Origin of the sequence: Snodgrassella sp. B3800 (assembly GCF_026535865.1) — a bacterium.
Lineage (GTDB): Bacteria > Pseudomonadota > Gammaproteobacteria > Burkholderiales > Neisseriaceae > Snodgrassella > Snodgrassella alvi_E.
In genome coordinates this window covers 1-14,790 of the sequence record NZ_JAFNPH010000006.1, presented here as the reverse complement: position 1 = coordinate 14,790, position 14,790 = coordinate 1, and the positions used below count along the sequence as shown (strand labels likewise).

Sequence of the window (14,790 nt, the reverse complement as noted above, 5' to 3'; positions counted from 1 at the left end):
ATTTCTCTAAATGAGTTGGTATAACCGTGTAGTCTGGAGTGAAGGGCAATTTCTGCTGCCACAGATTTTCCAGCAACAAGAACGCTATCTGGAGCATTTTGCACATAGTCGCAGTGTGCCGTTATCGCCTTTTTTCTGGGGTTTCAGTCGCTACGATATAGATCACGAAGCGTTGAATTTAGGTAAACTGGTATTAAAAGATGTGGCTGGTGTATTTCCCGACGGTACGCCTTTTGAAGCGCCTGGGCACACATTGCTGCCTCCGCCGTTGACCATTCAGCCAGAGCATCTTGAACAACTAATTTATCTTGCTTTGCCTATCCGCACACCAAATGCTGAAGAGACCAGTTTTGAAGATAATTCGGAGTCGCTTGCTCGTTTTGCTGTATTTGAAAGCGATGTGCGAGATGCAAACTCTATCGGACTTGGCGCAAAAACAGTTCAGCTCAGCCATTTGCGATTAAGGCTGATGCCGCAGAAAGCGTTGACAGATGCCTGGATAGGATTGCCAATTGCCCGTATCAGTACTTTACGGGCAGACGGTGGGGTTGAGATAGACAGCACTGTCATACCACCTGTTACTCATTATACCGCCAGTACCTTGCTGCAGACCTGGCTTTCACAGATCCATGATTTGACACATCTGCGAGCCGATTCACTTGCTGATAGACTTACAGGCAGACAAGGTAAAGGCTCAGAGGCGGCTGAGGTATCCGACTATTTGCTTTTGCAAATTCTAAACCGTTATGAACCTTTACTACACCATGTGCAGAAAGTTGGCGGCACATCACCGGAATTTATCTATCGGCAGTTGATTTGCATGGCAGGTGAGCTCTCGACTTTCGTTAGACCACATACTCGGCGCCCAATAGAGCATTTACCATATCGTCATGATGCACCTTATTATTGTCTGAAACCAGTTGTCGATGATGTTCAGCATTTGTTAAATGCAGTATTGATTCGTAGTGCGCAGCATATCCGACTAGAGGATGCGGCTTACGGAGTCAAGAATGCAGTGGTTGAACCCACAGAACTGCGTGGCTTTAATGCTCTGGTATTGGCTGTTAAGGCTCAGATACCTCCAGATATTTTGGTACATCAATTTGCTGCACAGACCAAAATAGGTCCTTCAGATCGTTTGCCAGAGCTGATTCGTTCTCATTTACCGGGGATGGCATTGCAGGCATTACCTGTACCTCCGCGTCAGATTCCTTTTAATGCCGGCTATGTTTATTTTGAGCTATTACGTGATGGTCCGTTATGGGAACATATTGCTCATTACGGTGGATTGGCCATGCACATTGCCGGTGAATTTCCTGGCTTACTAATTGAACTTTGGGGAGTGCGTGATCAATGAATGAGTTCGATACCATTCTCAATGGTACAGGTGCTAATAAAGAGCAAATACCTGAGGCTTCAGCTACGGAGCCTTTATCACAACCACAACATGGTTATGAGTTTGAGCGTCTTGCGGATACATCCTGGTTCGGAGAACAACAATCAGCCAAATTGGCAGACAATATCGATGCAGGACCAGACAGTAAATTACGTCTGGCGGCAATTGAAGCGGCTGATAATCCTCTGCTGGAAGCAGCACAGCCCTTGTTGCTCGCACTGGCCAATATGCCGGCTCAACTTGATTCATACGATAATGGCATTGAAAGTCTGCGTGAGCTGCTCATACGCGAAGTTCACATTTATCAAACTTTATGTGATCGGGCAAATTTAAGGCGTGAACACGTACTGGCAGTACGTTATTGTGTTTGCACAGCTCTGGATGAGGCTGCCAATAAAACATCATGGGGAGGTGGAGGAGCATGGGCTAGAAAAAGCCTGCTCATTGTTTTTCATAACGAAAGCTATGGTGGCGAAAAAATATTTCTATTAATTGGCCGTCTTTCTCCAAATCCAATTGAATACGGAGACGTATTAGAAGTCATCTACCGAATTTTAAGTTTGGGGTTTGAAGGGCGGTATAGTGTTCGTCCGGATGGGCGTAAACAGCTTGATTTGATTCGTCAGCAATTGCTATCCATCATCAGCAGTGGCCGGGATCCGGTTGCTCGGGATTTATCTCCACACTGGTATGCAGATGCATCTGGTAAGTTTCGTCGACTGCGTTCGTTGCCAGTATGGATCAGTGCTGTGTTTTTTTGCTGTCTGTTATTGGCCATTTTTGTCTGGTTTAAATTTCAGATTGTGGATACTGATACAAGATTACAACAACGAATTGCTGCTATAGGTAAAGCGGTGCCACCACCAGTAACGACTGGTGTATTGCGGCTGAAAGCTTTACTTAAAGATGAAATTGAACGTGGTGTAGTCAGCGTTAATGAAAATGCTCAGCAAAGTCAGGTAACATTTCTTGGTGATTTCATGTTTGTTCCGGGCAAGAAAACAGTAAATCCCAAAATAATGCCAGTACTGGATAAAGTAGCCAGTGAAATAAACAAAGTATCAGGTACTGTGACTGTAACTGGACATACTGACAATCAACCTATTCATACTGCTGAATTTCCTTCTAATCAGGTTTTATCTGAAAAAAGGGCAGCAGAAGTGGCCGCTTTGTTAGTAAACAAAGGGGTAGCGGAATCACGATTGAAAATTGTCGGTTTGGGTGATAGTGCACCAGTAGAAGATAACAATACAGCAGAAGGCCGTGCAAAAAATCGTCGTGTAGATATTTTGGTAACTGAGTGAACCAAATTTTGTATTAATTGCATTCGCTGTTAAAAAAGGTATGAAAATGCGGTTACTGAATAATATTATCAAGCTTTCTTTAAGTATTTGGTTAGGCTTATTTAGTGTTATATCTTTTGCATCTGTTTTGGATAATGATGAACCAATTATCGTTGAACAAATCAGGCAGAAGTTGGCTGAACCAGTAAATGCAGCAAGAATTTCGGATGCTCAGGTAAAAGATATTATTCGTCATAATCTTGATAGCAGGCTTGGAATATCACTGTATAATGCATTTGGCATTAATTTACAAAGCATTTCATCAGATAATGCACTTGCACCTATACAATTGGGATTTTTAGAACTCAGCTATTCAGATGAAACAGCCGCTGCACAAGCTATAAAATCACTGGGCAAAATTCGTTTTTTTAAGCACAGCAAAATTCTGGTTCCATTTTCTGAAGTCAGGATAGGAAGTAAATTGCAGATTTTATTTACTGAAAACGCCGGAAGCCGTCGCGCACAAGCAATTATTGATAAATTTTCGAAGTATGAAGATAAGAACTCGGAAACTTCAGGTTAAAAAATAGTATTAATTTAAAAAGGTTGTAGGGCATAAACCCATAGGTGGTATCAACTATATTTGTGCAGAGGTCATATACCTCAGTAAAAATTTATTATCAACCCACCTAGATAGATAGCTAAAGCAAATAACATGCAAAAAATTTTAGATTTTCTTTTTTCCCGCCGCATGCTGGTAATTATCGGTATTATTTTATTAGCACTGATAGTCTGGTTTGTAGGACCTTTGCTGACGTTTGGTGGATTGCATCCTTTTGCATCTATATCTACGCGCATTGTCACCATTCTGATTCTGTTCGCATTTCTGTTTCTATGGTTTAAGAACTGGTCGTTATCGGCTATCTGGGTTGCAGCTTTATGTGTACTGATATGGAAAGCAGCACCTCTGCTTGCATATGGTCAGACCAAACCATTTGCACCAGCATGGACTCGAGCCATGTTGATTGGCATCGTTTTGTTTTGTTATGCGCTGTATGGTTTATACCGACTATGGTTGGCTTTACGTGTAGATGAGCAGTTATTGCAAAAAATCCTGCGTCCGCGTGGCGATAAACCTGTTGTTTCTGAAGCTCGTGAAGATCAGCGTGCGGTTACCAATATTGTCTTACGTGCCGTTGAGCAGCTTAAGCAATTGCGTATTGGTAAGCCGGGACTTGGTATACGCCGTATTTTTGAAGGTAAACGCTATTTATATGAGCTGCCGTGGTACATGATTATTGGTGCACCCGGTGATGGTAAAACAACAGCTTTAATGAATGCTGGCCTGCAATTTCCACTGGCAGAGCAAATGGGACAATCAGCGGAAGCCTTTGCTGTGCCCGGCAAAGGCGGCACAGTACATTGTGACTGGTGGTTTACCAATGAAGCTGTGTTAATTGATACTGCTGGACGTTATGTTCGCCATGATGATGGCGGTTCTGCTGATACTACTTCCCGCAATGCTGAGGAATGGCGTGGTTTTCTTGGTCTTCTGCGCAAATATCGTCCGCGCGCACCAATTAATGGTGTACTTTTAACAGTCAATGTAGCTGATCTGGCCGGTAAATCTGAAGCTGAGCGTATCACTGCAGCGGCAGCATTAAGAGCGCGTCTGGGAGAGCTCCGAACCGAATTAGGTATTCAGTTTCCGGTATATTTGGTGGTAACCAAAATGGATCTTCTGCCTGGTTTCACCGATTACTTTAACTCCCTAACTACTGAGGGGCGTGCACAAATATGGGGTTTCACTTTACCGTATGATCAGAAACAGCAAAAAAATGATTTTGATAAGCTGCGTTCAAATTGTGAAAGTGAGCTGAAGCTACTAACGCAAAGACTAGATCAGGGTGTAGATAATCGTTTACAGGAAGAATACGATGTCCAGCGCAGATGTAATCTTTATGCTCTGCCACAGGAATTTGCTGCGCTTGCTGAACCATTACTAGATATTATAGAACGCGTATTTCTTGATTCTAAATTTGATGCGACCCAATTGCACAATACGCTCAGAGGTGTGTATTTTACTAGTGCAGCTCAAGCGCCAGCTCATGCTACAGCTGATCGCCTATCCCTGATGCAACGTTTATGGCGGGCTATCAAGCGTGACCCAGCATATACTGAAAAAAACAGCCTTTATGCAAATACAGTACCGCCTACAGGCAATCGCAGCTATTTTCTACATGATTTGCTGACCAAACTCATTTTTCAGGAGCCAAACCTGGTTCAACCCAATCTACAATGGGAAATGCGTTATCGCGTAATGCGATTTACCGGTCATTTATTGGTACTGATTATATTCCTTTGGCTAGTACAGGGTATGTATACCAGTTATGGTAAAAATAGTAATTATCTTGCAGCAGTTAATGTTAAAGCAGCTGCGCTTGCTGAAAAAGTGCGCGTTTATTCACGTAAACCTACTACAACAGCTGTACCAGATATTCTGAATTCAGCCCGTGAGCTGGCTGCATACCCCGGACTGGATCCGGATAAGCCGCCAACCAGTTTCCGATATGGTTTGTATAGCGTACCGCCTGTAATCAGTAGTGCCGCCTCCACTTATGACCAGCTACTGGATCAGCTGCTACTGCCACCTGTGGTTCGTGGTGTTGAAAGTACCCTTTCCAATGCCATTGCACAGAAAGATACCAAAGCAACCTATGATGCCTTACGTGTCTATCTGCTACTTAATCTGGATGCAGATCATCAGGATAAGTTTAACGCTGCTGAAATTCAGGCATGGATATTGAAAGACTGGCAACAAAACGATACCGCTGCAGCTTTTGGTGGAAGTGCCAGTATTTATGAGCATCTGGGTGCACTTTTTGATGGTAGCCGTGTCATACATTCGCCATTTGCCAAAAATGATGCCTTGATTCGTAGTGCAAGGGAGTTGTTGGAAGGTAGTACCAGTACCGAGCGAATCTACGACCGAGCCAAAGTAGCCATGAGTGATGAGGCACCAGAAGACTTTACGATTGTACGTGCAGTAGGCGCTGATGCCGGTATGGTCTTTGTTCGTGCCAGTGGCGAACCGCTTGATCGCGGTATTCCGGGTCTTTTTACTGTACAGGGTTATAGAGATTTATTTGATAAACGCATCTCTGAATTTGTTGCTGCCGCTTATGCAGATGACGAATGGGTTATGGGCAGGGAGACTGCTGCTTCTCAAAAAAAAACTGCTGAACGTGCCCAGCAGCTGGTTCAGAAGGTTAACGGAGATGATGACCCTTTAATCAAAGAGGTGCGACGGCTTTATTTAACAGAATACACTTCGCGCTGGCAGGCTTTTCTTGAAGATATTCACAGCGTGAATAGTACCGGTGCTGACAATAGTCCCAGTCTGGCTTTTGACTTACAGACATTGCGTACATTTGCTGCTCCCGATTCGCCACTGATGCGGCTTTCCAAAGCAGTTGTAGAACAAACAACGCTGGTACCACCTATGGACAAAAATACCAGCCAAAAAATTCTGGCTGAACGAGCCGAGCAACGATTATCAGGCAATACCCGTGAAGCCGTACAGACAGCCAAATTGTTGAAAAACGTACGTCCTGAAGAGCAGTTAGAAAAAACACTAGTCGATAATCGATTTGCTGCATTACGCGAAGTTGTCACCGGCGCTGCCGATATGCAAAACAGTAATGCAGGCAGCAGGCCGCAAAAACTAGACAACGTACTGAGTCTGCTTAATGAATATTACAATCAATTAATGATAGCAGATAATGCTTTAGCTGCTAACACTTTACCTCCCAAAATTGATGCTGCAGAAAAATTACGGCTTGAAGCAGTCAAAATGCCAGCACCTTTACAGAATATCTTGCTCGATCTAACCAATCAAGGGGCCCGTAAACTGAATCTGGCATCAGGAGAGGTACTTAGCCGGCAAATGGAGGCCATGATAGGCGGAAATTGTCGAAATGTAATTGATGGCCGTTATCCCTTCGTGGCCAGTAATCAGGAAGTAAGTGCGGACGATTTTAACCGTATATTTGCCAGTGGCGGACTGCTTGACGATTTTTTCAATAAACAGCTCGCATCACAAGTAGACATAACTTCTAACCCATGGCGTTATAAACAATCTGAAGGAAGCAACACACCTTTACCGGGACCAAGTTTGGCACCGTTCCAGCAGGCAAAACGCATTCGGGAAGCATTTTTTCAGGAACAGGGAGCTCGGAAAATGTCTTGGAGTATGGATATTAAAGTTGTTGAACTGGATCCCACAATTACAGATTTGATTATAGATATTGACGGACAATCACAACGTTATATGCATGGACCGGTGCGTCCACTACACATTACCTGGCCAGGTCCGAGAAACGGTTCCATGGCTGAAATAACGGCCAATCCACGCATACGTCAGGATAGCTCAACAATTATCACCAGCGGGCCATGGGCGCTTTTCCGGCTGCTGAACAAAGGCCGAATCATCAGCAGTATGAGTGACAGCCGCCATTTGGTTGAGTTTAAATTTGATGGTCGCCGTGTAGTGCTCGAAATATCTTCCAGTGTAGATTTTAATCTACAGAGTGCAAACAACCCATTACGTGGATTTACCTGCCCAGTAGGAGGTAGTACGCCATGATAGGTATACCGCGCATCTCGTCGCCTGCTATTTGGGGAAAATTACCCGACAGGGGCGATTATGTTCGCTATAGAGCACAAGGACAGGAAATTGATGAATGGCGGATATGGTTAAATAAGCAGGAATGGCTGCAGCCTCAAAAAGATAATATTAAGGATAAACATGATTGGCTGTACCTGACGCCCGATTTTGGGCAGGAAAGTCCCGTACTGCATGCTTTACCATGGAGTTTTGTATTAGCACCCGGAATATTGCCATTTTCAGGACGATCCTGGGTAATCGGGGTGATGAGTCCTTCTGCAGACAGCATTGGTCGTTCTTATCCTTTGGTGATTTATCAGACAGTCAATCAGTCATGGCTGCAACGATATCTGAACACACCATTGGGCTGGCTATATTGGCTGGCACAGTTAGTAGCAGGATATGTCAAACCAACCAAAAAAAATACAAAAGATCTAGCTAGTCAATTAGATAAATTGTGGGAAATTCATAGTCCAAAATGGGGTGGCTGGTTTGCCAGAGCACAAGTAGGAAATCAGACGGCCTGTCGCGAACTGACAGGTAAGACAAAAGAGGAAGATACCGAATTTTGCGGTGTACATTATTTGCCTTGGGCTAATTGGCCGCACGTGGTTTGGGAGTCATTGTCCGCAGAAGGGTGGTTCTGGCAGCAAGATGGAAGGGGCGGATTTCTAGATGCAAGAAGCCTAGGCAATAGTGTTTGGAAGGAATAAAAATGCCAACTAAAAAAGGGGCGTCCCGGTTATTGACAACAGGAGAAATATCTATGGTGACATCGTTATTTAAAACGGCAATCACGACCAGCGCCGTCAGAATTCATAACGATAAATATTTACGATTTCAGGACGAAAATACAGCTATGACACCCAATGGAGAATTATATTGGCCACAAACACATTTTAGAGAGGATTATTCAATTGAAACAGTTGATTATATTCACTGGTTTATGCATGAAATGACACATGTTTGGCAATATCAAATGGGAATGTCAGTTAAAATTCGCGGTTTGTTTAGTTTTGCGATAGAGTACAATTATGATTTAGAAAAAGGAAATTTATTGTCTGGATATAGAATGGAACAACAGGCATGCATTTTGTCTGATTATTATATTTTGGATCGATTTGGGTTTGATTCTTGGTATGACCGAACAAGACAAAAGCATAAAGGTGACCGTTTTACAAATAAACAATATGGAAAAGATTTTTGGATGAAAATATATAGCAACACGCTGTCACTATTTCTAAAAAATCCGAAAGATCAAAAGGCGTTATTCGAGTGAAAAGCAAATTGAAAAACTGGATATTGGTAGTGAGCATATTACCTTTAGTCACAGGATTTAGTTGTCATCGAAAAATGATGTATACGCCTGATATTACTCTAAAAAAAGATGGTCAGCCATGTATCAGTATACCCTTGCACGAAGTTAATTTTTTAAATAAAAACAAGCAGTTTGATTTAATAACAGCAGACGTATTTCAAGTAGGTGTTGGCACGCTTTGGGAAAAAAAATATTATGACTCATCAAAACCTTATAAAATTCAAGCAGGTAAGTGCATAGGTTTTGAATACCATTTTCAAAAAAATATCGTTTATTCTATTGGTTTTATATCTGCAGTCAGTGGAAGCAAGGAGTTTGAAAATGGCGACCAAAAAATATGGGCTAGAGATTTGCGAATTACAACTAATACTGATGGCTCGGCAAAACTTTTATTAGATCTTGAAGCTAGAGAAAATAATTAAATAAAAATAATCTACAAATAGTATGTTTTGAATTTTTGCTTTTCTTGTAAAAAAATTATATAAATCGAATATCTAATAGAAAATTTATCTGCAATTAAAGAGTTTTACAGATAGTTTTATTTTATCTGCATCTTTGATTTAGTCTAGCTCCTTTGGAATATCCAATAGATAGAAAAGTGTTATTCAAATGAAACTAAGATTGAATATGTACCTGTTGGTTAGTTTCATATTATTGTACATAACCGGGTGTTATTTTCATCGCCCGATGGTTTCTAAACCCGATATTGTTTTAAAAAATAATGGACAGCCATGCATTAGTATACCGGCACTACTGATAAATTTTGATCGTAAAAAACAGTTTGACATAATAACAACAGAGGTATTTCAAGAAGGTGTCGGGCAATTATGGATGAAAGATTATTTTGATCCGCTAAATTTTGGCTTACCAAAAAAATATTATGTTGTGAGTGGAGAGTGTATACGCTTTGACTATCATTTCCAGAATAATATTGTCTATTCAATCAATTTTGAATCAAGTATTAGAGGAAACGATGAATCAAAGAATATGACGCAAAAAACATGGGCAAGAGAATTTCGTATATTCAAAGATAATCATGGTAATGTGGAATTATGGTTAGATTCTGGTGCCAGAAAAAACAAATATAATTAAAAGAAAATAAATACATTAATCATGATTTTTAAATTTGCAATTATTATGTTCTGCAAAAAGCAATTTTGAGAACCAAAAAAGGTAGAGTAATCTTATTAAAATGGCATTGTCTTAGAAAATTGTATTATATCTAATATTTACGGGTTGGTTACAGCGGTAGATGTAATCGTTTGCTTTCAGAGTACTATGAAGAAACAATTATGATTAATTCTAAACATTACGCCTTATATTAATAACCATTACAATCAAAATAGAAATTTGTTTTGTGATGGTTCGGATAATTTTCCTATAAAGTGAAAATATGATGTATTAAAACTGTCGCCCAAAAAATAAGTCTGGAGAATACCTCATATACTGGCATTCAAAGATATATGATTTATAGCTATTGCCACTAGTAAAAAATACAGAATTTTGAATTTGTCATTATGACTAGATATTAATAATTATGTCAAAATCTTATTATTATGTTTGCTGTAAATTGAAAACTAAATTAAATCATAGATGCCTGTGCTTATCATTTTCTAAATCAACCAGATTTGCAGATAGTTAAGTTGTTGTAAAAGATTAATTTAGAAATCTATAAATTCGCTTTATTTCAAAAATAATGTCTTATATTGTGTAAATATTATATATAATAAGGTTTTATTTGGTTAAAAGGTGTTTCAAATATTTATGCTAAATTAATGCTGAATGATTAAACATTTTTTGCATCTTTTTTTCTTCAATAAAGGTTTTATTGTTGGGAGATTAAAGTGCGGTGTGAATATTGAATAGAGTAGTACAAACTTATTTGCAATATGAAATAGCCAAAATTATAGCCAGATGTAAATTGTATTCAGGCGGGTTAATCAGTCAATATTGGAGAGATGGAGATAGTACATAAGTTAACGGTAGACGCGTCCAGATAAAAATATTTTTGTCTTTTATGCACCGGTTTAGTTTGCTATTCAAGAAACGTCAATAATCGCACTTGCTGGAAGAAATAATCTGGTTCAGAAAGTCATTTTCTAAATAATTATTTGATTTAAACCATTTAGAATGGGTTTGCATATCATGTTGGAAAAAAGGCCGTCCGCTGAATAAGTAATCAATACTGAAACATGCGCCTATATTGCATGTAATTAAATCTATGGCGCAATAATGATGGGGAAAAACCATGAGTATAAAACCAGAGTCAGATGAACAGCTTCTGCCGGTGAATTCACTTACCCGTACACCTGGGTTTGTAAGCAACCAAACAGTATCTCCAGATATTGGAGAGCTGGTGCAAAATGGTGTTGAACAGGTGGCGGACAAATTGGCTGAAAAAGCTAATACGACTATCGCTCAAACTAAAAAAGCCATAGATACAGCTACAGATGCTATGGAGGCTATAGGAAGTATAGGGACAGCATCTCCACTGATGAAAGCAGCACAGGCAGCAGTAGCAGGTAGTTCGGTACCAGTTAGTGCACAGGATATTGTGGATGCTGTAACTGGTGGAAGCAGTGGTGGTACACGTACAGTGAATGTCAGTGGTGCTGCCGTCCCTGCTGGTATGCTTACTTTTGCCAGTATGAACGGACAAGAAACTTTAAGTGAGTTATTTAGCTACACCATTCAACTTAAGACTTCTGATAAGCTGAATATTGGCTACTTCGCACCTGGTTCTAATTTGCCATTAAAATCAATGGTAGGTAAGGATCTGACTGTTGATATAGAGCTTGAAAACGGTAGTAAACGCTATATCAGCGGGTTGGTTACGGCTGCTCGCGTTGTGGGGCATCAGGGACGGGGTGTGGTTTATGAGCTGCGTCTTGAGCCATGGCTAGAGTTGGCTACCCGTACCAGTGATTACAAGATATTTCAGAATAAAAGCGTAGTAGAGATTATCGATGAAGTTTTAAGTGAGTATCCATTTGAAATGGAAAAAAGACTTACTGAAACTTATCCGAAGCGCAATTTTCAGGTTCAGTATGGTGAAACCGATTATGATTTTCTGCAACGTTTGATGCAGGAGTTCGGTATATATTATTTCTTTGAACATAGTGCTGGTAGTCATAAACTAGTGTTAGTCGATGCTATTGGTTCTCATCAACCTTGTCCCGGAGCTGCATCTGTAAGTTTTCATCAGCAGGGTTTAAAGCTGGATGAAGAGTTTATCCATACTATTGCAGCGAAAGAATCCCTGCGTACCGGTAAATGGGTATTAGATGATTTCGATTTTCAGAAACCAAAAGCCAAACTTACAAGTACAGTAGCTAAACCACGTGAGACTGGGCATCCTGATTATGAGCATTATGAATGGCCTGGTGATTATTTTGAAAAAGACGAAGGCGAATTCCTGACTAAAGTACGTATGGAAGCGCAGAAATCTTTAGGCAGCCGAGTTTATGGCAGTGGCAATATACGTACCCTGGTTACAGGCTGTACTTTCAATTTAGAAAACTGCCCTACAGTTGAAGCAAATCAAGAATATCTGGTTGTTGAAAGTGTGCTTGTGATTGAGGATATGGGGGAATACAGTGGTCAGGGACAACATTTTGGATACAACACAAGTTTTGAACTATTACCAACCAGTGAAGTTTTCCGTCCGCAGCGTACTATAAAAAAACCACATACCCATGGCCCGCAAAGTGCCATTGTGACAGGTCCGGCAGGAGAGGAAATCTGGACAGACAAATATGGCCGAGTGAAAGTGCAATTTCTCTGGGATCGTTACGGCCAGTGGGATGAAAACAGCTCGTGTTGGGTACGTGTTACACAGCCGTGGGCAGGTAAGGGGTTCGGCGGTATGCAGATACCGCGAATAGGTCAGGAAGTCATTGTTGATTTTAAAAATGGTGATCCGGATTTACCAATTATCACTGGCCGAGTGTACAACGCTGATACCATGCCAGCATGGGGTTTACCTGACAACAAAACTCAAAGCGGAATGTTCAGTCATTCGATCGGAGGCGGGCCTGATAATGCCAATGCTTTGCGATTTGAAGATAAACCGGGGCAAGAGGAGCTCTGGTTGCATGCTGAAAAAGACCAACGTATCGAAGTTAATAATGATGAAAGTCATTCAGTAGCAAATAATCGTACAAAATCAATTGGTAATGATGAAGTCATTAGCGTAGGCAACGACCGTACAACTTTGATCAGTAATGATTGTCTTCGTGCTGTTAAAGCCAATGACACAGTTTTGATTGGAGAAAACAAATCGACTAGTGTCAGTAATGATTTTGTACTTGCTGCAGGGACAACCATACGCTTGTCATGCGGAAAAACTGTACTTGAGCTCCATGCCGATGGGCAATTTAATATTACCTGTGAAAATTTCAATATCACGGCAGCACAAAGTGGACAGATTAATACACTTGGTAAACTACTGGATTTGAATATGGATGGTGGAAGTGCTGCGGCTCAACCTGGTTCTGATGGAGATAAAGGCAATATTGATAGTGCAGTAAATCAGATATTTTCACCACCGGCATAAAATAAAAAAACATAAAGGGCAACTTAATGCAATACCAAACAAATGATACCGAATTTCAGATTCCAGACCCTGACATTAAAGATGTTTCATTAAATATTATCAAATTCAAAAATTTAGGTACATCATTGGTTTTGAGTCGCAGTGAACTTGGAGAAAAGGAAACGCTCGAATCCAGCCTAGATGACCAGTTAAAACGACTTGAACACACTGTAAAAGGATTAAAATTTCATCAGAAAAACAAAATCAGTTTCGGAAAGAATCAGAATATCGAGGCATTTGAGTTAAGTAACCAGTTTATTAAGGGCGCAGAAAAAGTTTACCAATATCAGCTGGTGTGTCTTATTCCCGGTACTCGAACCATGTTTGCGATGAGTTATGTAAAAAATACCAATTTGGGCGAAGCGGAATTAGCCCATTGGGAATTAATTAAACAAAATTTTGAATTTAAAAAATAATGATTTGAGAGAGGAGCAACCATGGGACAGGCATATTGGGCTGCCCGAAAGGGAGATAAACTTCTGCATACCTCATTACTGGCAGATATAGTAGGCGCAGCCGTGGAGTTGGCTTGTTATACTGCCATCACAATAGCAGCTAGTGTTGCAGTTTTTGGGACATTTGCAACTGCTGGGCTTGCTGGCTTTGCTCTAGGTGTTATGCTTGGTGTCGTAATGGAAGTATCTGGAGGTAACAATAAAATTTCAGAGTTAGCAGATTGGGTTAGCGGTTTATTTCCACCATCTGAAGATGGAGAAATCGAAACCGGATCACCCAATACCCAGATTAATAACCGATTAGCTGCTCGGGCTGCTGGTACCATTGACCAAGACCAAGAACTTGTGGGTGACAATGCTGAACCAAAACAACCTAAAAGTTTTGTAGACGTTGCGGCTGACTTCTTGGGTGGATTATGGGATATCGTCCAAGAAATGGTTAGGCCAACTGTAGCTTCACCAGATCCAAGGGCGGCTCCTGCAAAAGAAGATGGAATTCGTTGCTTTAAACACCCATCTTCATTTGCTGATATAAATAAAAAACTCAACCAACCACCTAGCGAAACAGATAAGCTCTGCCCAGGTTTGGCAGCTTTTGATCCCATGATGGGTGATACCAAAGCCACTATTAGCTTTACCGAATATCTGGCCGAAGGTTCCAGTAAAGTCTACATCAACAGCCAGCCGGCCGTACGCAGTAACGACCGCAGTACCTGCGAAGCCAAAGTCACAGAGAATTGTGAAAATGGTGAGAAAGTATCTAAGAACGTACGCATCGGTGGTGAGTCCATCGTCGTGCGTGAAATCAAAAGCGGCAAACATCCCGTTGCCCAGCTTATTGGTGTGATTTCTGCCTTAAGACATGCCCGCAAAATCTTTTCCTGTATATCCTGTTTTGTTCTACGCTTGGCTGGTGATGCAAGTATCAGTATTGTTACTACCAAAATAGTACAAGCGATAACCCGCGGCCACCCCGTCCACCTCCCCACCGGTGCCAAACTCCTCTTTGACACCGAAGAGCTCGACTTCACCCTTCCCGCCCATCTGCCCCTCCAATGGCAACGCTTCTACAGCAGCG

General features: G+C 41.1%; 11 protein-coding genes. All 11 read left to right on the top strand.

Annotation, left to right across the window (positions count from 1 at the left end):
• Positions 1-10 precede the first annotated feature (10 nt).
• The gene (gene tssK, locus J3U64_RS08565) at positions 11-1,357 is read left to right on the top strand and encodes a type VI secretion system baseplate subunit TssK (RefSeq protein WP_267408935.1); all 1,347 of its coding nucleotides are present in this window, start codon (positions 11-13) and stop codon (positions 1,355-1,357) included.
• Positions 1,354-2,700, top strand: coding sequence for a type VI secretion system protein TssL, long form (tssL, locus tag J3U64_RS08560; RefSeq protein WP_267408934.1), 1,347 nt, complete (start codon positions 1,354-1,356; stop codon positions 2,698-2,700). The genes tssK and tssL overlap by 4 nt, the downstream gene beginning before the upstream one ends.
• A 46-nt stretch (positions 2,701-2,746) precedes the next feature.
• A complete protein-coding gene (locus J3U64_RS08555; RefSeq protein WP_267408933.1) occupies positions 2,747-3,262 on the top strand; it encodes a hypothetical protein in 516 nt (171 codons plus the stop codon).
• Between the two features lie 132 nt (positions 3,263-3,394).
• Positions 3,395-7,324, top strand: coding sequence for a type VI secretion system membrane subunit TssM (gene tssM / locus J3U64_RS08550; RefSeq protein ID WP_267408932.1), 3,930 nt, complete (start codon positions 3,395-3,397; stop codon positions 7,322-7,324).
• Positions 7,321-8,058, top strand: a complete 738-nt coding sequence (tagF, locus tag J3U64_RS08545; RefSeq protein ID WP_267392055.1) for a type VI secretion system-associated protein TagF — start codon at positions 7,321-7,323, stop codon at positions 8,056-8,058. The genes tssM and tagF overlap by 4 nt, the downstream gene beginning before the upstream one ends.
• Before the next feature lie 2 nt (positions 8,059-8,060).
• Positions 8,061-8,624, top strand: coding sequence for a hypothetical protein (locus J3U64_RS08540; protein ID WP_100141412.1), 564 nt, complete (start codon positions 8,061-8,063; stop codon positions 8,622-8,624).
• A gap of 29 nt (positions 8,625-8,653) precedes the next feature.
• A complete protein-coding gene (locus J3U64_RS08535; RefSeq protein WP_267408931.1) occupies positions 8,654-9,085 on the top strand; it encodes a putative T6SS immunity periplasmic lipoprotein in 432 nt (143 codons plus the stop codon).
• A gap of 265 nt (positions 9,086-9,350) precedes the next feature.
• Positions 9,351-9,755 carry a putative T6SS immunity periplasmic lipoprotein gene (locus tag J3U64_RS08530; RefSeq protein WP_267408930.1) on the top strand — a complete coding sequence of 135 codons (405 nt, stop codon included), beginning with the start codon at positions 9,351-9,353 and terminating at the stop codon, positions 9,753-9,755.
• A gap of 1,156 nt (positions 9,756-10,911) precedes the next feature.
• Positions 10,912-13,218, top strand: a complete 2,307-nt coding sequence (locus J3U64_RS08525) for a type VI secretion system Vgr family protein (protein WP_267408929.1) — start codon at positions 10,912-10,914, stop codon at positions 13,216-13,218.
• A gap of 26 nt (positions 13,219-13,244) precedes the next feature.
• Positions 13,245-13,673, top strand: a complete 429-nt coding sequence (locus J3U64_RS08520) for a DcrB-related protein (RefSeq protein WP_267408928.1) — start codon at positions 13,245-13,247, stop codon at positions 13,671-13,673.
• Positions 13,674-13,694: 21 nt separating this feature from the next.
• A partial coding sequence (locus tag J3U64_RS08515; RefSeq protein WP_267408927.1) for a DUF6531 domain-containing protein occupies positions 13,695-14,790 on the top strand: 1,096 nt, incomplete at its 3' end.